Below are 20,340 nucleotides of genomic sequence, written 5' to 3'. Positions count from 1 at the left end.
CCTTCGTCGCGGGCGCGGGTCCGGTCAGGCGGCGCCCGCCGCGTCGAGGCGGCGGGGGGACGGGACCGGCTGGGGCACCGAGTCCACCAGCGTGCGTGTGTAGGGGTGGCGCGGCCGGGCGAACACCTCCGCCACGTCGCCTTCCTCGACGACCCGGCCGTCCTTCATGACCAGGACGCGATCGGCCACGTGATGGACGACGCCGAGGTCGTGGGAGATGAAGACCATCGCGGTCCCGTACTCGGCCTGGATGTCGGCGAGCAGGTCGAGCACCTGGGCCTGGACGGAGACGTCGAGCGCGGAGACCGGCTCGTCGCAGACCAGCACGTCGGGCCGGGGGCCGAGGGCGCGGGCGATGGCGACGCGCTGGCGCTGGCCGCCGGACAGCTCCCGGGGGTGGCGGGCGGCCGTCTCCGGCGGCAGGCCGACGCGGGCCAGCAGGTCGAGGACGCGCTCACGGCGGGCGTCGCGGGCCGGCAGGTCGAGGACGCGCTCGCGGCGGGCGTCGCGGGGCAGGCGGAGCGGCTCGGCGATCAGGCGGCCGACGGTGTGGCGGGGGTCGAAGGAGTCGAGCGGGTTCTGGGAGACGAGCTGGACGCGCGGGCGCAGCGGGCGGCGCTCGCGTTCGCGCCGGTGGCTCCACGGCCGCCGGTGCAGGGTGACCTGGCCGGCGTCGGGTTCGAGCAGGCCGAGTACGAGCCGGGTGAGCGTGGTCTTGCCCGATCCGGACTCGCCGACCACGCCGAGCGTCTCGCCGGCGTGCAGGGTGAAGGAGACGTCGTCGACGACCCGGCGGGTGCCGTACGAGCGGGTGAGCCCGGTTCCGGCGAGGACCTGGGCGGACCGGTCGGGTGTGGGACGTCCGCGCGGCTCGCCGGTGGTGAGGCGGGTGCCGCGGGAGGCGGCGGACGGCACGGCGGCCAGCAGCGTGCGGGTGTAGGCGTGGGCGGGCTCGGCGAGGACGTCCCGGGTGGGTCCTTCCTCGACGATCCCGCCGTCCTTCATGACCAGGACGCGGTCGGCGATCGAGGCGACCACGGCCAAGTCGTGGCTGATCAGCAGCAGCGCGGTGCCGGCGGCCCGGCGTTCGGCGAGCAGCCGCAGGATCTGGGCCTGGACGGTGACGTCGAGCGCCGTGGTGGGCTCGTCGGCGATGATCAGCCGAGGGTCGGCGGCGATGGCCGAGGCGATCAGGGCCCGCTGCCGCAGCCCGCCGGAGAGCTGGTGCGGGCGCTGCCCGGCCCGGGTCGCGGGGTCGGGCACGCCCACCGCCTCCAGCAGTTCCAGGACGCGCTCCGCGCGGCGGCTCCGGGGCACCACGTCGTGCGTGGCCAGCACCTCGGCGATCTCGGCGCCCACGGTGCGCAGCGGGTCGAGGGAGACCAGCGCGTCCTGCAGGACGAGGCCCGCGAACCCGCCGCGCAGCCGCCGCCAGTCGGCGGGGGTGAAGGCGAGCGCGTCCCGGCCGGCCACCCGGAACGCCTCGGCGCGCACCGCCGAGGCGGGCCCGGCCAGGCCGAGCAGGGCGCGGGCGGTGACGCTCTTGCCGGAGCCGGACTCGCCGACGAGCGCCACGCACTCGCCGGGCGCCACGGACAGGGAGACGCCGCGTACGACGTCGGCGCCTCCGAAGCTCACCCGCAGGTCCTCCACGGTCACCAGCGAGGTCACGGTGTTCTCCCCTCGAAACGGCGTTGCAGGCGGCGCCCGACGACGGTCAGGCAGACGACGGTGAGCGTGATGGCCAGGCCGGGGAAGAGCGCCTCCCACCAGGCGACCCGCAGGTAGCTGCGGGCCTCGGAGAGCATCGCGCCCCACTCGGCGGCGGGCGGCTGCGGCCCCATGCCGAGGAAGCTCAGCCCCGAACTGGCGATCACGGCCTGGCCGAGGCCGATGGTGGCCAGGACGGGGATCGGGCCGAGCACGTTCGGCAGCACGTGCCCGGTGTTGATCGCCAGGCGGGAGCGGCCGAAGGTGACGGCCTGCTCGACGTAGCCGGAGCGGCGTACCACGAAGGTCTGGGCGCGGATCACGCGGGCGTAGGCGGGGATCTGCGCGACCGCGATCGCGAAGATCACGTTCACGGTCCCCGGGCCGGTGATCGCCACGATGAGCAGGGCGAGCAGGAGTTCGGGCAGGGTGGACAGCACGTCGAAGGTCCGGGCCAGCGCCTCGTCCAGCCACCTGGGCGACAGCCCGGCGGCCAGGCCGAGCAGCACGCCGGCGGTCACGGCGAGGCCGGTGGCGCCCACGCCGATGCTGATCGAGTGGCGGGCGCCGTGCACGATCCTGGCCAGCACGTCCCGGCCGAGGTGGTCGCTGCCGAGCCAGTGGGCGGCGCCGGGCGGGGCCAGCGCGTCCAGCGGGTCGGCGGCCAGGGGGTCGGCCGCGGTGAGCAGGCCCGGCGCGGCGACGGCGACCGCCAGCAGGGCGAGGAGGGCGACGGGTAACAGGCGCATCGCCGCTCAGCTCCGGATCCGCGGGTCGATGACCCGGTAGGCGAGGTCGAGCAGCGTGCTGATGGTGACGTACACGACGGCCGACAGCAGCACGACGGCCATCACGACGGGCATGTCCTGGCCGGTCACCGCCTGCATGGCCACCTGGCCGAGGCCGGGCCTGCCGAACAGCACCTCGGTGATCACCGCGCCGCCCAGCAGCGCCCCGGTGAGCCAGCCGGCCATCGTCACGGCGGGCAGGAGCGCGTGCCGCAGCGCGTGCCGGGCGACCAGCGCGCGCTCGGTGAGCCCGCGCGCCCTGGCCGTCACCGCGAACGGCTGCTCCAGCGCCCGTTCCAGCCCGCCGCGCAGCACCTGGCCGAGCACGCCAGCGATGGGCAGGCCGAGCGCCAGGGCGGGCAGCACCAGGGCCGCCGGCCCGTCCGCGCCGGAGACGGGGAACCAGCCGAGCGTGAACGAGAACACCGACAGCAGGACGATCCCCACGAGGAACGGCGGCACCGACACCGACACCAGCTCGGCGGCCGAGGCGGCGGCGCGCGGCCACCGCCCCCGGCCCGCCGTGCCGATCGCGATGACGCCCGCGAGCGCCACGCCGGTGGCCGCCGCGGCGAGGGTGAGCTGCGCGGTCGGCCCGACCTGCCCGGCCAGCACCTCGCCGACGCCGCGCTGCAGCTGGTAGGAGCGGCCGAGGTCGCCGTGGAGCAGCCGCCAGAGGTACGACAGGTACTGCACGATCTCGGGCCGGTCGAGCCCCCACTCGGCGGTGATCCCGGCCCGGATCTCCGGGGTGTCGGCGCCGTCGCCGATCAGGATGTCGACCGTGTCGCCCGGCGCCACCAGCAGCGCGACGTAGGAGGCGGTGGCGGCGGCCCAGAGCACCGCCAGCCCCGCGCCGAGTCTCCTGATCACGTGTCGATCCGCACGTCGTAGGCGCTCGCCGGGGTGCCGGACGCCGGGTCGAAGCCGAGCCCCTGGACGCTCCTGTGGGCGGCGATCTGGTCGGCGGGCACGTACAGCGGGAACACGATGGCGCTGTCCGCCACGACCACCCGCTGGACGTCGGCGTAGAGCTTCTTCCTTTCGGCCTGGTCGGCGGTGGCCGAGGCGGCGGCCAGCCACTTGTCCACCTCGGGGTCGGCGAACCGGGTGCGGTTGATGGCGCCGTCCGACGGCAGGATGAGGTTGAGCGCGGCGCCCGCGTCGGAGTCGCCCCGGGAGTTGCCGAACACCTCGTAGGCGTCGTCGTCCACGGCCTGCTGCGCGCTGCCCTGGTCCACGATCTTGACCTGGAAGTCGATGCCGGCGTTCTGCTTGACCTGGGCCTGGATGGCCTGGCCGAGGATGTCGCGGCGGTCCCGGACGAACGGGGCGGCGGCGACCTCACGCACGGTGAGCCGCTTGCCGTCCTTGACCCGGTAGCCCTCGGCGTCGCGGTCCTTCCACCCGGCGGCGTCGAGCAGGGCGTTGGCCCTGGCCGCGTCGCCGCCGTAGGACCTCTCCAGGCTCGCGTCGTAGAAGGGGCTCCTGCTGCCGACGACGCTCCACGCCCTGGTGGCGGTGCCCTGGTAGACCGATCTCAGCACCGCGTCCACGTCCACGGCCTCGCGGAACGCCTCCCGTACGCGCCGGTCGTCGAAGGGGGCGTGGGAGGTGTTGAAGTAGTACGCGTAGGCGGTGCCGGAGTTGAGCGAGGTCCGCAGGGTGAGGTCCGGGTCCTGCTCGATCAGGGCGACGTCGGTGGCCGGGACGCCCTCGATGACCTGCACCTGCCCCGAGGTGAGGGCGCCGACGCGGACCGCGGCCTCGGGCAGGAACCGGTAGGTGATCTCCGACAGGTGGGCGGGGCCCTGGTGGGCGGCTCCGGCCGGGGGCCAGGAGTAGCCGGGGTTGCGGCGGTAGTGGATCTCCTGTCCCTGGACGTACCGGTCGAGGATGAACGGTCCGGTGCCGACCAGGTCCGGCCCGCCGAACTTGAGGTCCCTGGCGTTCTTCAGCGACTTCGGCGAGACCTGCCCGGCCAGGGGCGAGGCGAGGAAGTCGGGGAACAGCGCGTCCGGCTCCTTGAGGGTGATCCGCACCCGGTGCGGCGCCACGACCTCGGCCTTGTCGTAGGCCCTGAGCTGGATCGCGGCCACGGCCGGGTTGTAGCCGGGCACCTGGAACTGGTCGAGGTTGGCCTTGACGGCGGCGGCGTCGAACGCGGTGCCGTCGTGGAAGGTGACGTCGTCGCGCAGGTCGAGGGTGTAGGTCAGCCCGTCGTCCGACACCGTCCAGGCCTTGGCGAGCCAGGGCCCGAACGAGCCGTCCGCGGCTTTCGACAGCAGCGCGTCGAACTGGTTGAACACCAGCAGCCTGGCCTTGTTCTGCGACCACAGCTGCGGGTTCAGGGTCACCGGCTGGGTCTCGACGGCCCAGGTCAGCGCGCCGGCCGGGGCGGTCTGGGCGGGCTGCGCGCCGCACGCGGCGAGCGCTAGCAGCAGGGCGGGGACGATGCGCTTCACGGGCGGTTCCAGGCGTCGGCGAGCAGCTCGTAGGAGCGCACGCGGTCTTCGTGGGCGTGGGTGATGGTGGTGATCAGCAGTTCGTCGGCGCCGGTCACGCGGCGCAGCACGCGCAGCCCTTCGGCCACCTCGCCGGGGTCGCCGACGAACTGGGTGTCGACGCGGTCCCGGACGAGTTCGCGGTCGGCGTCGGTCCACGCGTGGGCGTCGGCCTGCGCGCCGGTGGGGTACGGGATCGCGCCCGCGCCCGTCCGGATGCTGCGCACCCAGAGGCCGTACCCCCTGGCCAGCTCCCTGGCCCGGGCCCGGGTCCCGGCGACGACCGCGTCCGCCGAGACGATCACGTACGGTTCGGCGAGCGCGTCCGAGGGCTTGAACGCCTCCCGGTAGGCCTCGACGGCCTCCAGCACGCTGGACGGGCTGACGTGGTAGTTCGCGGCGAACGGCAGCCCCCGCTCCCCCGCGACCTGGGCGCTCTGCCCGCCGCTGCTGCCGAGGATCCACACCTCCAGGTCGGCGCCCTCGCCGGGCACGGCGCGGGCGTGCGGGTGCGTGCCGCCGAGGAAGGCCAGGACGTCGTCGATCTGCTCGGCGAAGTCGGGGGTCCGCGCGCCCGGCTGCTGCAGGAGCGCGGCCTGCCGGGCGAGCTCGGGCCGCCTGGCGAGCGCCGACCAGTCGAACGGCGGCGGGATCAGCAACCCGTCCACCACCCTGTCCCCCAGCCTGGCCTCCTGCTGGTCCGCGGCGGCACCGGCGGCGGGACCTGCGGTGATTTCGGCGCGGCGCTGCCCGGAACGCCCGATCCCGAGGTCGATCCGGCCCGGGTGGAGTGCGTCGATCAGGCCGAACTGCTCGACGGCCGACAGCGGCGTCTGGTGCCCGAGCTGGACGGCCCCGGACCCGACCCGGATCCTGGAGGTGGCGGCCGCCACGAGCGCGATCAGCACGGCCGGGGCCGAGCCGGCCACGCCGGGCGAGAAGTGGTGCTCGGCCAGCCAGTAGCGGCGGTAGCCGAAGCCCTCCGCCCGCCGGGCGAGGTCGAGGGTGCGGCGCAGGGCGTCGCCCACCGTGCCTCCCGACACGACCGGGGCGAGGTCGAGGATGGACAGCGTCACGCGGCACCTCCGGGGAACGGCCTGCTGGGGATCTCGGCGCGCAGCACGGGCGCGATCTCGGCCTGGAACAGTTCGAGCGCGTCCCGGTGCTGCCGGGGCGTGAGCCCGTCGGCGTCGGCGTGCAGGTGCATGACCTCGTGCCCGAACCGCTTGTGGTAGCGCAGCACCTTGTCGACGATCTGCCGCGGGCTGCCGACCAGGATGGAGCCGCGCTCGATGGCGTCCTCCAGGGTGGGGAAGACCACCGGCAGGCCGAGCTCGCGCTGGAACGCCACCCGGGCGTCGAAGATCGGCCGGTACGTGGCGAGGGCCTCCTGGGAGGTCCTGGCCGCGTAGTAGCCCGCGGTCCCGGCTCCCACCAGCGCGTCGGCCGGGTCGTGCCCGTAGTGCGCCCAGCGCTCCCGGTAGTGGTCGATCAGCTCGGCGTAGGGGCCGGCGGGGTGGGTGACGTTGGCGGAGAACAGCGGGTCGCCGTAGCGGGCGGCCAGGTCCACCGACTCCCTGCTGGTGGCGCTGCCGTGCCAGACGCGGATCGGCCGCTGCAGCGGCCGCGGCCAGGTCTCGGCCTCGGTGAGCGACGGCCGGAAGCGGCCCTGCCAGGTCACCTTGTCCTCCCGCCAGAGGCGGCGGAACAGCTCGTACGCCTCCCGGTTGCGCTCCCACTGGTCCTCGGGCGTGACGTGGAACAGCTGGGCCTGGGCCGCGCCGTTGCCCTTGCCGATGATCAGCTCCAGCCTGCCCTCCGACAGGTGGTCGAGCGTCGCGTAGTCCTCGTACGCCCGCACCGGGTCGAGCAGGCTCAGCGTCGTCACCGCGGTGAACAGCCGGATCCTGGAGGTCCTGGCGGCGATGTGGCTGAGCACCACCGGCGGCGAGGAGGAGATGAACGGCCGCTCGTGCCGCTCCCCCACCCCGAACCCGTCGAAGCCGAGCTCCTCGGCCAGCACCGCGTTCTCGACGACCTCGCGGAAGCGCTCGGTGGGCGACCGGTCGTCGTTGTGGACGATCAACGTGATGGCCAGAAATTTCATGACGCCTCCGCGTAGCGGCCGGCCGGGCGCGGCAGGCCGAGCAGTCCCCGCAGGGTGGCGGCCTCGTACGCGTGCCGGAAGACGCCGCGTCCGCGCAGCTCGGCCGTCAGGCCGCGGGTGATCTGCTCCAGGTCGTGCGGCAGCGCGCCGGGCCGCAGCCGGAACCCCTGGACCCCGGCCCTGCGCCACTCCAGCAGCACGTCGGCCAGCTCGCGCACGGTCCCGGTGAAGATCGCGGCGTCGGAGGCGAGCTCGGCCCCGTCGAGCTCGTCGAGCCGTGCCTTGCGCCGCGCCGCGTCCGGGCCGAGGAAGACGAGCAGGTCGGCGAAGATCCTGAGCTCGTCCGACAGCGCCCGGATCTCCTCGACGACGGCGCGGGCCTGCTCGTCGGAGTGCGGGGTGACGTACACGACGTCGGCGCTGCCGGCCGCGAACTCGTACGGCAGCCGCGAGTGGGCGAGCGCGGTCACCACCGGCTGCCCCTGCGGCGGCCGGGGCGTGATCGACGGGCCTTTGACCGAGAAGAACCGCCCGGTGAAGTCCGCGTAGCGCAGCTTGTCCCGGTCGATGAACCTGCCGGTGGTCACGTCGCGGATCTCGGCGTCGTCCTCCCAGCTGTCCCAGAGCCGCCGGGCGACCTCGACCGCGTCGGCGGCCTCGGCGAACAGGTCGCGCACGTGCGGTTCGGTCGACGGGTCGGAGGCGTGCGGGTCGAGCGGGGGGAGGCCGCGGCGGCCGAAGTGCCGCGCCTCGGCGGCCCGCGCGGAGATCTGCGCCCTCCAGCCGGCCCGCCCGCCGCTGACGTGGTCGAGCGTGGCGATGCCGATGGCCACGTGGAACGGCTCGGTGTGCGTGGTGGTGGCGGTCGGCACCAGGCCGATCCGGCTGGTGAGCGGCGCCAGCCGGGCGGCGAGCAGCACCGCGTCGAACCGCCCCCGCACCTGGTCGGTCCGCTCGTCGGGGCCGTCGGGCAGGGTGGACTGCAGGCCGAGTGCGTCCTCGATGGTGACGAAGTCGAGCAGCCCCCGCTCGGCCTCGGTCACGAGTCCCGCCCAGTGGCGGGCCGAGAAGACGTCGGGGCGGGCCTCGCGCCAGGCGGCGGGGTGCCAGCCCGCGCCGTCCAGCGCCACGGCGAGGTGCACCGTCATGTGAGCTCCAGGTGGTCGCGGAGGGTGGCGCCGGTGTAGTCGGCGCGGAAGACGCGGCGCTCCTGCAGCAGGGGCACCACGCGGTCGACGAACTCGTCCAGCCCGCCGGGCGTCAGGTGCGGCACGAGGACGAACCCGTCGGCGGCGTCGGCCTGCACGTAGGCGTCGAGCTGCCGGGCCACGCCCTCGGGGGTGCCGACGAACGTCTGCCGCCCGGTCACCTCGATGACCAGCTCCCGGATCGACAGGCCCTTCTCCCCGGCCAGCGCCCGCCACTTGGCGGCGACGGCGGCCCTGTCCTTGATCGGCACCCGGCCCAGGGAGACGCCCTCCGACAGGTCCGGCTCGATGTCGGGCAGCGGGCCGTCCGGGTCGTGGTCCGACATGTCGCGGCCCCAGACCTGTTCCAGGAAGGCGATCGCGGTCTGCGGCCCGACCTGCAGGCGGCGGATGGCGGCGGCGTTCTCGGCGGCCTCCTCGGCGGTGTCGCCCAGCGCGAACGTCGCGGCCGGCATGATCTTGAGCTGGTGCGGCTCACGGCCGTGCCTGGCCAGGCGGCGCTTGACGTCGGCGTAGAACCGTTTGCCCTCCTCCAGCCTGCCGTGCGGGCTGAAGATCACGTCGGCGTGGGCGGCGGCGAACTCGCGGCCCTCGCCCGAGTCCCCGGCCTGGATGATCACCGGGTGGCCCTGCGGGCCGCGCGGCAGCGTGAACCGGCCCTCGACGGAGAAGTGCGCGCCCCGGTGCTCGACGTGGCCGATGGCTCCTGGCCGGACGAACGTGCCGGTCTCCGGGTCGGCGGCGACCGCGTCCGGCTGCCAGGAGTCCCACAGCCGCCGCGACAGCCGCACGAACTCGGCCGCCCGCTCGTACCGGTCGGCCCGATCGAGGTAGCCGCCGCGGCGGAAGTTCGCCCCGGTGAAGGCGTCGGACGTGGTCACCACGTTCCACGCAGCCCGGCCGCCGCTCAGGTGGTCCAGCGTGGACAGGCGCCGGGCCAGCTCGTACGGCTCGTTGAAGGTGGTGTTCACCGTCCCGGCCAGGCCGAGCCGGTCGGTGACCGCGGCCAGGGCGCTGAGCACGGTGAGCGACTCGGGCCGGCCCACCACGTCCAGGTCGTGGATGCGGCCCTTGATCTCGCGCAGCCGTAAGCCCTCGGCCAGGAAGAAGAAGTCGAGTTTGCCGCGCTCGGCCGTCTTGGCGAGGTGGACGAACGAGGCGAAGTCGATCTGGCTGCCGGAGCGGGGGTCGGTCCACACGGTGGTGTTGTTCACGCCGGGGAAGTGGGCCGCCAGGTGAACCTGTTTGCGGCTCATCGGTCCCGCCCGTGCGGCTCGTCCCAGATCGCGGGCAGGCCCTCGGTCGTCTCCCGGAAGGCCGGGCGCCGGTACAGGTCGCGGGCGTAGGCCCAGAGGTGCTCGAAGCCGGTCAGGTCCCGCTCGCTGATCAGGTGGCCGCGGTTGTGCTCGCGGTCGAACCTGGCCAGCGTCACCCACAGCCGCACGTCGGCCTCGGTGATCGTGTCGCCGGTCAGGAATCGCCGGCCCGCCAGCAGGGCGTCCAGCCGTTCCAGCGCCGCGACGACCACGCGCCGCTCCCGTTCCCTGCCGGCCTCGGTGACGGCGTGGACGGCCCGGGTGACGCCGGTGTTGACGTCGTGGTAGATCCAGGCGTTGAGCTTGTTGATCTCCGGCCGGAGCGCGTCGGGGTAGAGGTCGGCGTCGGTCCCGGCCCACTGCTCGAACTGGGTGGCCAGGTCGATCGTGAGGTCGGGGAAGTGGTTGCTGACGATCGCGCCGGTGCGCCGGTCCCAGAGCACCGGGACCGAGATGTGGCCGCCGTAGCCCTTCTCGGTGGCCTCGTACGCCTCCTCCAGCAGGGTGAAGCCGTTGACCGGGTCGGCGCCACGGCGCTCACGGAACGCCCAGCCGCGCCCGTCGCGCTCGTCGTCCACGTACGACAGCGAGATCACCTCCTCCAGGCCCTTGAGCTTGCGGACGATCGCGGCGCGGTGGGCGTACGGGCAGACCCAGGAGACGTAGAGGTGGTAGCGGCCGGGCTCGGCGCGGAAGCCGGTGGAGCCGTCGGCGCTGATCCGGCCCTGGAACGGGTAGACCGGGCGGTTCCACTGGGGTGACAGGTGCAGGCGGCCGGGACCGTAGTGGCCGTAGGCGACGTGGTCGACGGGGCTCGCGTAGGCCCGCGTCCGGGTGGGTGTGGGCACAGGGGTTCTCCAGGGGTTCAGGCGTCGGGGTGGGCCAGGAAGCGGCCGAAGCGGCCCTGGTGGTAGAGGAGCGGGCGGCCGGAGCGGTGCACGTCGGCCTCGGCGACCAGGCCGACGACCAGCACGTGGTCGCCGACCTCGGCGCGTTCGTAGGGCAGGCAGATCAGGTGCGCGGAGACGTCCTGCAGCAGCGGGGCGCCCAGCGGGCCGGGCCGCCAGCGGGTGGGCTCGGCGAAGCGGTCGGCGCTCTTGCGGGCGAACCGGGCCGCCAGGTCGGCCTGGTCGCTGGCCAGGATGTTGACCGCGAAGTGGTCGGCGGCGCCGAGCCGGGGCCAGGTGGTGGAGGAACGGTCCACGTAGAAGGAGACCAGGGGCGGTTCGAGGCTGACGGAGGAGAAGGAGGTGGCGGTGAGCCCGACGGGGACGCCGTCGTTCTGGGCGGTGATGACCACGACGCCGCTGGCGTGCACGGCCAGCGCCCGCCTGAACCGGCCGGCTTCCACGGCCCGGCCGGCGGGCACAGGTGAAACGGTCACGGGTGAAACGGTCACAGGAGCTCCTCACGGGAGAAGGGCATGCTCGCGCGGCGCCCCGGCGGGGAGCCCGGGGGCGCGGCTGAAGAGACGTCGTCGATGAGGGCGCGGGCGGCTTCGGCCGCGCCGTGAGCACGGAAGGTCGGCTACGGATGCGTGATCAACGACACTGCGCGCTGGCGACGTGGCAGAAATCCACGTGGGAGCGCCTGGTCAGGAGGAGACCCTGCCTCATGCCTTCGACGTTAGGTCCCGGTCAGAGCAAAGTCAATATTTCCTACTAGGTTTACATGAAAATGGCGCACGGGGACGCCGTGCCCCCCGCCCCTGACGGGGGGCACGGCGTCACATCTCCTCGGCGCCGGCCCTGATGGCCTCACGGATGCGCACGTAGGTGCCGCACCGGCAGATGTTGCGCAGGCCGTCGAGATCCTCCTCCGTGATCGCGCGGCCCTCCGCTGCGACGCGGCGGACCAGCGCCACCGCGGCCATGATCTGGCCGGGCTGGCAGTAGCCGCACTGGGCGACGTCGTACTCCAGCCAGGCCCGCTGCATGGGGTGCAGGTCCTCGCCGGCCGTGGCCGCCAGCCCTTCGATGGTCGTCACCTCGTCGGTCGGCTGGAGCGCCTCGACGGGGATGGCGCACGGGTTGACCGCCTTGCCGTTCAGGTGGCTGGTGCAGGCCTTGCAGACGTTGATGCCGCAGCCGTACTTCGGCCCGGTGATGCCGAGCAGGTCGCGCAGGACCCACAGAAGGCGCACGTCGCCGGGGACGTTGACGGTCACTTGCTCGCCGTTGACGCGGAACGTGTGCTCGGGCACTCGGATCTCCTTGCGGGGCGCGGGGGCTGCGGCGGGGGGTGTCAGCGGGCGTGGTCGAGGCCGTCGGAGGGCGACGGGGGGATCGGCGGGACGGTGGGCTTGGGGGTGAAGGAGAGCGTCCCGTGGTTGATCGGGAAGCTGGTCGGCATCGTCCCGGTCGCGCGGCCGTACGCGCAGGCGACCGCGGCCATGGAAGCGGCGACGGCCAGCTCACCCGCGCCGCCGGGCTCGTCCGACGTGCTCGGCATGACGATGACCCGCAGGTCGGGCGGGGTGTTCCACTGGCGGGTGTAGAAGTAGTTGTCCCAGCTCGCCTCCAGGAAGTAGCCGTCACGCAGGTGCAGGCTGGAGGTCAGGGCCAGCGCGATGCCGTCCATGATCCCGCCCATCATCTGCGCCTCCAGGCCCCGCGGGTTCACGGCGAGGCCGACGTCCACGGCGAACACCACCCGGGTCACGCGCGGGCCGGTCACGCCGTCGCGGATGGGCCGGTTGACGGTCGCGGGCCGGCAGTCGATCTCCACCAGCGCGGCGCTGACGGACTTGTACTCGGCGTGGAAGGCGATGCCCTGGGCCGTGCCCGGCGCCATCGACCGGCCCCAGCCGCCGGCCTCGGCCACCTTCTGCAGCACCGCGCGGGAGCGGTCGTCCCGCAGGAAGTCGTGCCGGAACCGGTAGGCGTCCTTGCCCATCCGCGCCGCGAGCTGGTCGACGATGAGCTCGCGGGCGCAGGTGACGTCCGGCGAGTAGACGTTGCGCATGCTGCCGGTGTTGAAGTCCTTGTCGGTCTCGTTGAGCAGCTGGCTGCTGACCCCGAACCGGTAGGACATCGTCTGGCTCAGATGGAAGAACGTCTGCGCGAACCCCATGTCGCCCACCGGCAGCCGCGCCGCCAGGGCGGTGATGATCTCGCCGAGCCCGTGGCCGAGGTCCGTGGACACGCTCGTGTGCCGCTGCTTGTAGCTCAGCACGGTGTCGCCCAGGTACGAAACGCGAACCCGCGAGGTGGCCATCGGGTGGGTGCGGCCCTGGCGGGAGTCGTCGGCGCGGTGCCACATGAGCTTGACCGGTTTGCCGATCTTCTGGGAGACCTCGGCCGCCTCCAGCGCGGCGTCGAAGAACAGCTTGCGCCCGAAGGAGCCGCCGCCCTCGGTGACGTGCACGGTGACCTTGCTCACCGGCAGCCTGAGCTTGGCGGCGATGGCCTGCTGGGCGACGATCGGCGATTTCAGCGACGACCAGATCTCGGCGCGGTCGGCCCGCACGTCGGCGATCGCGCAGTTGGGTTCGAGTGCGCTGTTGCTGCGGAAGTAGAAGGTGAAGGCGCCCTCGACCACCGGGGTCGGCGGCCTGAGACCCATCGGCAGCTCCGCCGCCGCCAGCTCCCGCAGCACGCTCGCGTCGGACTTGCCCTGCGCGGTGCCCGGCCCCCAGGTGACCCGCAGCGCGCGCACGGCGTCGACGCACTGGCCGAAGGTCTCGGCGCGGACCGCGACCCCGGTGGCGATCGTCACCACGTCGGTGACGCCGGGCATGGCGCGGACCTCGGCGAGGTTGGCCACCGACCGGACCGTGCCGTTGATGGTCGGCGGGCGGCACACCATCGTCGGCTTGGCGTCCGGCACGTCGAGGTCCATGGTGAACTTCTTGCGCCCGGTCACCGCGTCCAGGGCGTCGACCCGGCTGTGCGGTCTGCCGATGACGGTGAAGCTCGACCGGGGCGCGAGCTCCACGGAGACCCGCTCGGTCCGCGCGCTCGCGGCCTTCACCGCGAGCGCGCCGATGTCGAGGCTCCGGCCGGAGCCGTCCCTGATCGTCCCGTTCTCGATCGTCAGGCCGGCGACGTCGGTGCGGAGCTCGGCCGCCGCGGTCGCCAGCAGGCGCTGCCTGGCGATGGCCGCGGCGACCCGGATCGGGCCGTAGGTGGCGATGGTGGTGTTCGAGCCGCCGGTGAGCTGGTTGAACACCAGCTCGGGCCGGGCGTCAGCCAGCGTGACGCGCACCCGGTCCAGCGGCACGGACAGTTCCTCGGCGATCAGCATGGCCGTCGAGGTGGTGATGCCCTGGCCGACCTCGGCCCGGGGCAGCGCGAACGCCACCGTGCCGTCCTGCCGGACCTCGACCGCGATGAGGTTCGCGGTCGGCAGCGCCGCCGCCGTCATCAGGTCGTTGAGGTCGAGCAGCTCGGTGAGGGCCGCCGAGGGCAGCGGGGCGGCGGCGGCCGGCGCCGGGGCGAGTTCGGCCGCGGCCACCAGGGTGGGGGCCGCGAGCACGTACCCGAGGAACCGCCGCCGCCCGATGCCTCTGTCCGGCGCCTCGCCGGTGGATTGCGTCATCGTCTTCCTCAGCTCGGGCGGTTGGTCGTCGGGATTTCGATCTTGGTTTCCTTGCCCTTGGTGAGGAACCACATGATGTACTGCCGGATGGCCTCGTCGATCACCCAGGCGACCTGCGGCACCAGCGGCAGCGGGATGAGCCCTTCACGGAACCTGACCAGCTTCGGCCACGCGGAGCGGATCAGCGGGTCCCACACCGGCTCGCGCGGGATGCCGTTCCAGTCGGCCACCTGGTCGCCGACCAGATACCTGGCGAGCGCGTTGCAGAGAGGCCGGCTGATGCTGGACGGGCTGGTCTGCTCGGCGAGCTGGTCCAGCAGGATGTCGGTCAGCGCCACGCCCTCGGGCGTCGGCCCCATGTTGCGCGGCAGCACCAGGTCCGACTGCGCGTTGGCCGCCTCCCAGGTGGCGGGGATGTACTCGTCCCTGATGCCGAGCATGTGCCCGGTCACCTGCCACACGTGCAGGTGCGCGGCGGAGTCGGCGGCGCTGATCGGGACCTTCCATTCGAGCATCTTGCGCATGGCGAAGGTCGGCAGGGTGTGCCAGGTGACCAGCATGTCCTCCTGGCTGATCGGGATGCCGTACGGCCAGGGCGGCACCTGCTGCAACAGGTGCCGCACGGCGGCGTGCACCAGCCGGGTCTTCACGGCCTCGACCACGCACGAGCCGTCCGGCCGGTAGGCGTTCAGCGCGCCGACGGCGAACCCCAGGATGCTGGTCTTGGCGACGCGGTCCTCCATGTCCGCGCCGCCCTTGGAGTAGTAGACCGCCCGTGCCTCCTTGGGGATGGCGGTGCTCAGCATGCCGCCGCCCACGCCGTTGAGCAGGTTGAGGTACAGCCCTCTGGACTTGTTGAAGTTCGCCGCGGTCTCCAGCTTGCCCCGGTCCGCCCACGACGGCAGCTGACGGGCGCGCTCCATGAAGTCGCGCAGGTCGGCCGGCAGGCCCTCGGGTAACGGCTGGTCGTTGCGGTTCCAGTCCCACAGCAGGCGGTTGACCTCGGGCACGTCGCCGCGCTCGATCAGGGAGGCGACCAGCGGGTCGGCCTCCTCGTCCCATACCCACCGCGGGTCGGCGCCGGTGCCGGAGCCCGCGACCGAGTCGCGGGGCGACCAGGGCCAGTCCTGGACGCGCGCCTGCGCTGGAGCGGTGATCCCGAGCGCGCCGAGCGCTCCCAGCGCTCCGCCCGAGATCAGGATTTTGCGCCTGCTCAGTTCTGTCATCGCCCGTACTCCTCTCCGTGCCGCGGATGAAAGTGGTCGATCAGGACGGCCGGTTGGTTTCCGGGATCTCGATCCTGATCGGCTTCGCTTCGGACAGGAAGAGCAGGGTCGCCTTGCGCAGGAACTCGTCGAAGAGCCAGTACGTCTCCGGCGCCAGCGGGAGGTTGAGCAGACCTTCGCGGATGGCGATGAACGGCCGCCAGGACAGCCGGAGCAGCGAGTCCCAGACGGGCTCCCTCGGGATCTTCAGCCAGCCGGCGATCTGGTCGCCGAGCACGTAGCGGGTGAACGCGCCGAGGATCGGCTTGGACAGGATGGCGCCGTCGACCGAGGCGCCGAGGTTGAGCAGGATGTCGGCCAGCTTGATGCCCTCGGGGGTCGGCGCCAGGATCGGGGTCAGAACCTGCTCCGCCTGGGAGTTCGCCTGCGCCCACGACGCGGGGATGTACTCGTCCCTGATGCCGAGCATGTGCGCGGTCACCTGCCACGAGTGCAGGAAGGCCGTGGACTCGGAGGAGGGGATCGGCACCCGCCAGTCGACCATCTTCTGCATGACGGTCGTGCCCAGGCTGTGCCAGGTGACCATCATGTCCGCCTGGCTGATCGGGATCTCCTCGTCGGCGACCGGGGGCCAGTGCGGGGACTGCGGCAGCAGGTGCCGCACCGCGGCGTGCACCAGCCGGGTCTTCACGCAGGTCACGATCATCTCGCCGTCGGGATCGAAGGCGTTGCGCGTCATGATGTCGTAACCGAGCTTGGCGGTCTTGGTGATGCGGTCCTTCATGTCCGCGCCGCCCTGCGAGTAGTAGACGGCGCGGGCCTCCCTGGGGATGACCGTGCTCATCATGCCGCTGGCCATCCCGTACAGGACGCCGAGGTAGAGTCCCCGCTTCTCGGTGAACCTGAACGAGGTCGCGAGCTTGCCGTGGTCGGTCCACGCCGGAAGCTGCCGGGCGCGCTCCATGAACGCCCGCAGGTCCGCCGGGAGCCCGGTGGGCAGCGGCTGGCCGTTCTTGGTCCAGTTGCGTAAGAGCTGGTTGACCATGGGCACGTCGCCGCGGTCGAGCAGCGAGGCGACCAGCGGGTCCGCTTCCGCGTCCCACACCCATCGCGGGTCCGCGCCGACGCCCGTGCCCGCCACCGAGCCCTTGGGCGACCAGGTCCACGCGTACGCGGGGGTCGCGGCGCTCAGGGCGCCGAGGGCGCCGAGCGCGCCGCCTGCCTTCAGCAGGTTGCGTCTGGTGGGTTTGTCCATGCCGTCGTTCCTCCTCCTGGTCGGGAGCCGCTAATTGAGATCCGAGAGCACGTACCTGATACGATGAAACAGATGTCAGATCTGCGTATCAGCATCATGACAGCACACTGTGAGGACCATCACAATAGGCATAATCGATTTGGGAGGTGGTCGTGGAATCCGCGCTGACCATGCTCATATCGCCATCGCTCATGTCGCCGTCAACCCCGACAGACTCAGAGTCCCTGCTGGAGCGCGCCTACCTCGACGCCGTCGAACAGGTCGGCGACCTGGACGAGACCCGTGCGCGCATCCTCGACGCGGCCTACGAGCAGTTCAGCCGGACGGGCATCCGGCGCTCCACCATGGAGGACGTCGCCCGGCGGGCCAAGGTCTCGCGGATCACCGTCTACCGGCGGTTCGCCACCAAGGACGTGCTGGTGGAGCACGTCGTACGGCGAGAGTTCCGCCGCTACTTCGACCAGTTCCTCATCGACATCGAACAGGCCGGCACCGCAGCCGACCGCGTGGTGCTGGGCTTCGTGAGCTCGCTGCGCACCATCCGGGACAACCCGCTGATCGGCGGCCTGATCGCCGCCGAGCCCGACCTGCTCATCCCGTCCATGATCACCGATGGCGGCCGCACCCTCGCGATCGTCCGCCAGTTCGTCGCCGGTCAGCTCCGCCGCGAGCAGCGCGCGGGCAACGTGCCCGCCGACCTCGACGCCGACCTGGTGGCCGAGCTGATGGTACGGATCTCCGCCTCCTTCCTGTCGACCCCCAGCGAGCTCGTCGACCTCGACGACGACGAGCAGCTCGCCGCCGTGGCGCGGCGGTTCCTGGTGCCCATGCTGAACGCCACCGGCTGACGGGGGCCGCCGCTCGCGGCCCCCGCCACGCCATCGATGCAAGCGATTGTCGTCACCTGCTCAGACCGTCGCCACCCGCCCGCACGAGACAGGTGCTGCCAGCAGCTTCGCGCGCAACGCCCTGGGCGTTTCCGGCAACCGCTTGTAGCGCCCCGGATGAAACTTTCACCGCCTCCCACCCCCTCACGCCCGCCTCCGCGACGCCTGACCAGCGGGAAGAGCGGGCGGGCGGGGCGGTCCCACGCCTGGGCCTTCCCGGGCGGCGGCGCACTGTGCTTCACTGCGAACGTCGTCCGGGAAAGCGCTTACCTAGGACTCTCCGCGACGCCGCCACCGACGCCTCTCCCTCATCCGGGGGCATCCCCCGTACACCGAAGTGGAGTTCACCGTGCGCAGAAGAAGAAGATGGGCGCTCTCGCTGGCCGCCGCACTCGTGACCAGCGGCGGGCTGGTGGCCGTGCTGACGGGGACCGCCTCCGCGGCCCCGGCCAACGGCAGCTACACGCTGGTCAACGCCGCCAGCGGGCTGTGCGCCGCGGTGCCCGGCGCGAGCACCGGCGACGGCGTCCAACTCGTCCAGACCGCCTGCGCCGGCACCGCCGGGCAGGTGTTCGCGCTCAGCGGCGGGCAGCTCAAGGCCGCGCACAGCGGCAGGTGCCTCGGCGTCCGCGACGCCTCCACCAGCGCCGGCAAGGCGGTGCAGCAGGAGTCGTGCACCTCCGCCGCCTCGCAGACCTGGCAGTTCACCGCCTCGGGGAGCAACTACCGGGTGGTCAACGCCAACAGCGGCAAGTGCCTCAACGTCAAGGACAACTCCACCTCCTCCGGCGCCGTGCTCCAGCAGAACTCCTGCGACTCGGTGGCCACCAAGCAGTGGACGCTGCGGCCCGCGAGCGGAGGCGGCGACCCGGACCCCACGCCGACCGCCACCCCGACCGTCACGCCGACCAGCGGCGGCGGCGACGGGAGCGGCCCGTGGCCGTCCAACACCGGCAGCGTCCACCAGACCGTGACCCGTGACGTCGGCACGTTCTTCGACGGCGGCATGAAGCGCTACTACGGCATCGGCGACGGCGGCCAGGGCGAGAGCCAGGACCCGATGTTCGTGGTGGCCAACGGCGGCACCATCCAGAACGTCATCATCGACGCCCCGGCCGGCGACGGCATCCACTGCGAGGGCTCGTGCACGATCAAGAACGTGTGGTGGAACGACGTCGGCGAGGACGCCGCGACCTTCCGCAGCTCCAGCTCCTCGGCGCGCTACCTGGTGGACGGCGGAGGCGCCAAGTCGGCCTCGGACAAGGTGTTCCAGCACAACGGCGCCGGCACCCTGACCATCCGCGACTTCCAGGTGCACAGCGCCGGCAAGCTCTACCGGGCCTGCGGCAACTGCTCGACCTCCTACCAGCGGCACGTGGTGATGGACGGCGTCACCGCCCGTTCCACCAAGGTGCTGGCCGGCATCAACACCAACTGGGGTGACACCGCCAGGTTCAGCCGGATCACCGTCTACGGCAGCGCCGTCATCTGCGAGAAGTACCGCGGCGTGCCCAAGGGCAGCGAGCCCACGAAGATCGGCGAGGGCGCCGACGGCGTGAACTGCCTCTACTCCCCGTCCGACATCACCTACCGGTAGGAACCCCCGATCGGGGGCATACCCCTCCCGCCTGCCCGTGACGCTCGCGCGCACGGGCAGGCGGGCCGCCGTCCGCCCCGCCTTCCCCGACCGGTCCTGACCGCCGGTGCGCACGGGCGGACGGCGGGGGAATGCCCCCTTGCTCACCGCCCGGCGGCGGACCGCTCCGGCAGCGTCGCCCGGCTCGGAGCCGTCGCCGTCACGAGGGCGTGCGACGGCGAGCGGGTCAGCGCCCGCCACGGGCCGGTGGCGCAGCCCGCCTCCTCCAGCCAGCCCCGGATCGTCTCGGCCGAATGCAGCGCGCCGCCCTGCGTGTGCCACAGGTTGAGCGAGAACGCCGCGCCGAAGGCCCGGTCGGCGGCGCCGCTCCCGGGCTCGGCCACGCTCTCCATGACGGCCAGCAGCCCGCCCGGCCGGAGCGTGGCCGCCGCCCTGGCGACGAGCGCGGCGGCGTCGGCCGCGCCGAAGCCGTGCAGCACGTTGAACAGGACGGTCACGTCCTGCCCGCCCGGCAGGTCGCAGGTGAGCAGGTCGCCGACGCGCCAGGTCAGCGGCCCTTCGGAGCGTTCGGCGACGGCGGCGTCGACGACCGTGGCCGTCAGCCCGGGGTGGGCGCGGCAGAACGCCCCGGCGTACAGCCCGTGCGCGCCGCCCAGGTCGAGCAGGCTCGTGCTGCCCTCCGGCAGCGGCGCCAGCGAGACGACCTCCTCCGCCAGCCACTCGGCGAGCCCGCGTTGCAGGTCGTGGAAGGCCTCGGAGAGGTGAGGGCGGCCGGCGAGCCAGTCGTAGAAGCCGCCCGCCGGGGTCCCGGAGCGCACCGCGCCGGCGAGCCCGGCCCACCGCTCCTCGACGATGGCCTGCCACAGGCCGAGGATCCGGCCGTAGTCGGTGGGCGAGTCCGAGCAGAGCCACGCCGTGCTCGCGGGCGTGTTGGCGTACCGGCCGTCGTCGCGCCGCACGTACCCGGTGGTGCTCAGGACGCCGAGCAGGTGCTCCAGCGCGGCCGGGTCGGCGCCTGCGGACGCGGCGAGCTCCTCCGTCGTCAGCGGCCCGGCCGCGAGCGCGTCGAACACGCCGAGCGAGCGCGCGGCCCCGACGGCGTGGCAGGCCATCAGGCCGAGCAGGTCGAGCATCGGCGCCGGAGCCTCGCCCCGGCGGAAGGCGGCCACCTCGTCGGGTGGCAGGTCGACCGGCATGAGGTTC

General features: G+C 72.9%; 17 protein-coding genes. 2 read left to right on the top strand and 15 right to left on the bottom strand.

Annotated elements, in window-relative coordinates:
- Positions 1 to 24 precede the first annotated feature (24 nt).
- From ACQEUU_RS14260 to ACQEUU_RS14195, 14 genes are all read right to left on the bottom strand, one after another.
- Positions 25 to 1,671, bottom strand: coding sequence for a dipeptide ABC transporter ATP-binding protein (locus ACQEUU_RS14260; RefSeq protein ID WP_433065465.1), 1,647 nt, complete (start codon positions 1,669 to 1,671; stop codon positions 25 to 27).
- Positions 1,668 to 2,459 carry an ABC transporter permease gene (locus tag ACQEUU_RS14255; RefSeq protein WP_433065463.1) on the bottom strand — a complete coding sequence of 264 codons (792 nt, stop codon included), beginning with the start codon at positions 2,457 to 2,459 and terminating at the stop codon, positions 1,668 to 1,670. Before ACQEUU_RS14255 ends, ACQEUU_RS14260 begins: the two co-directional genes overlap by 4 nt.
- 6 nt (positions 2,460 to 2,465) lie before the next feature.
- Positions 2,466 to 3,371, bottom strand: a complete 906-nt coding sequence (locus ACQEUU_RS14250) for an ABC transporter permease (protein WP_433065460.1) — start codon at positions 3,369 to 3,371, stop codon at positions 2,466 to 2,468.
- A complete protein-coding gene (locus ACQEUU_RS14245; protein WP_433065457.1) occupies positions 3,368 to 4,963 on the bottom strand; it encodes an ABC transporter substrate-binding protein in 1,596 nt (531 codons plus the stop codon). The genes ACQEUU_RS14250 and ACQEUU_RS14245 overlap by 4 nt, the downstream gene beginning before the upstream one ends.
- A complete protein-coding gene (locus ACQEUU_RS14240) occupies positions 4,960 to 6,078 on the bottom strand; it encodes an LLM class flavin-dependent oxidoreductase (protein ID WP_433065455.1) in 1,119 nt (372 codons plus the stop codon). The genes ACQEUU_RS14245 and ACQEUU_RS14240 overlap by 4 nt, the downstream gene beginning before the upstream one ends.
- Positions 6,075 to 7,109 (bottom strand): LLM class flavin-dependent oxidoreductase, encoded by a 1,035-nt coding sequence (locus tag ACQEUU_RS14235; RefSeq protein WP_433065453.1) that lies wholly within the window; start codon positions 7,107 to 7,109, stop codon positions 6,075 to 6,077. Before ACQEUU_RS14235 ends, ACQEUU_RS14240 begins: the two co-directional genes overlap by 4 nt.
- Complete coding sequence (locus tag ACQEUU_RS14230) at positions 7,106 to 8,257, bottom strand: LLM class flavin-dependent oxidoreductase (RefSeq protein WP_433065450.1); 1,152 nt, start codon at positions 8,255 to 8,257, stop codon at positions 7,106 to 7,108. The genes ACQEUU_RS14235 and ACQEUU_RS14230 overlap by 4 nt, the downstream gene beginning before the upstream one ends.
- Positions 8,254 to 9,573 (bottom strand): NtaA/DmoA family FMN-dependent monooxygenase, encoded by a 1,320-nt coding sequence (locus tag ACQEUU_RS14225; protein WP_433065447.1) that lies wholly within the window; start codon positions 9,571 to 9,573, stop codon positions 8,254 to 8,256. Before ACQEUU_RS14225 ends, ACQEUU_RS14230 begins: the two co-directional genes overlap by 4 nt.
- Positions 9,570 to 10,481, bottom strand: a complete 912-nt coding sequence (locus ACQEUU_RS14220; protein WP_433065445.1) for a glutathione S-transferase C-terminal domain-containing protein — start codon at positions 10,479 to 10,481, stop codon at positions 9,570 to 9,572. Before ACQEUU_RS14220 ends, ACQEUU_RS14225 begins: the two co-directional genes overlap by 4 nt.
- A 17-nt stretch (positions 10,482 to 10,498) precedes the next feature.
- Positions 10,499 to 11,017 carry a flavin reductase family protein gene (locus tag ACQEUU_RS14215; RefSeq protein WP_433065443.1) on the bottom strand — a complete coding sequence of 173 codons (519 nt, stop codon included), beginning with the start codon at positions 11,015 to 11,017 and terminating at the stop codon, positions 10,499 to 10,501.
- Positions 11,018 to 11,359: 342 nt separating this feature from the next.
- Positions 11,360 to 11,836 (bottom strand): (2Fe-2S)-binding protein, encoded by a 477-nt coding sequence (locus ACQEUU_RS14210; RefSeq protein WP_433065440.1) that lies wholly within the window; start codon positions 11,834 to 11,836, stop codon positions 11,360 to 11,362.
- 41 nt (positions 11,837 to 11,877) lie between these two features.
- Positions 11,878 to 14,172, bottom strand: coding sequence for a molybdopterin cofactor-binding domain-containing protein (locus ACQEUU_RS14205; protein ID WP_433065437.1), 2,295 nt, complete (start codon positions 14,170 to 14,172; stop codon positions 11,878 to 11,880).
- An 8-nt stretch (positions 14,173 to 14,180) separates the two neighbouring features.
- Positions 14,181 to 15,398 (bottom strand): oxygenase MpaB family protein, encoded by a 1,218-nt coding sequence (locus ACQEUU_RS14200; RefSeq protein WP_433065435.1) that lies wholly within the window; start codon positions 15,396 to 15,398, stop codon positions 14,181 to 14,183.
- A gap of 40 nt (positions 15,399 to 15,438) precedes the next feature.
- Positions 15,439 to 16,653 (bottom strand): oxygenase MpaB family protein, encoded by a 1,215-nt coding sequence (locus tag ACQEUU_RS14195; protein WP_433065432.1) that lies wholly within the window; start codon positions 16,651 to 16,653, stop codon positions 15,439 to 15,441.
- A gap of 191 nt (positions 16,654 to 16,844) precedes the next feature.
- On the opposite strand from ACQEUU_RS14195, the gene ACQEUU_RS14190 reads away from it, so the two are divergent.
- Together ACQEUU_RS14190 and ACQEUU_RS14185 are read left to right on the top strand one after the other, a co-directional pair.
- Complete coding sequence (locus ACQEUU_RS14190; protein WP_433065429.1) at positions 16,845 to 17,501, top strand: TetR/AcrR family transcriptional regulator; 657 nt, start codon at positions 16,845 to 16,847, stop codon at positions 17,499 to 17,501.
- 388 nt (positions 17,502 to 17,889) lie between these two features.
- A complete protein-coding gene (locus tag ACQEUU_RS14185) occupies positions 17,890 to 19,137 on the top strand; it encodes a pectate lyase (protein WP_433065426.1) in 1,248 nt (415 codons plus the stop codon).
- Positions 19,138 to 19,280: 143 nt separating this feature from the next.
- Here ACQEUU_RS14185 and ACQEUU_RS14180 read toward each other — a convergent pair whose 3' ends face one another.
- Positions 19,281 to 20,333, bottom strand: coding sequence for a methyltransferase family protein (locus ACQEUU_RS14180; protein ID WP_433065424.1), 1,053 nt, complete (start codon positions 20,331 to 20,333; stop codon positions 19,281 to 19,283).
- Positions 20,334 to 20,340 lie beyond the last annotated feature (7 nt).

Origin of the sequence: Nonomuraea sp. CA-218870, from assembly GCF_050936535.1 — a bacterium.
Classification (GTDB): Bacteria; Actinomycetota; Actinomycetes; order Streptosporangiales; family Streptosporangiaceae; genus Nonomuraea; species Nonomuraea corallina.
The sequence above is the reverse complement of the archived record's forward strand: the minus strand, read 5'-3'. Positions and strand labels throughout refer to the sequence as shown.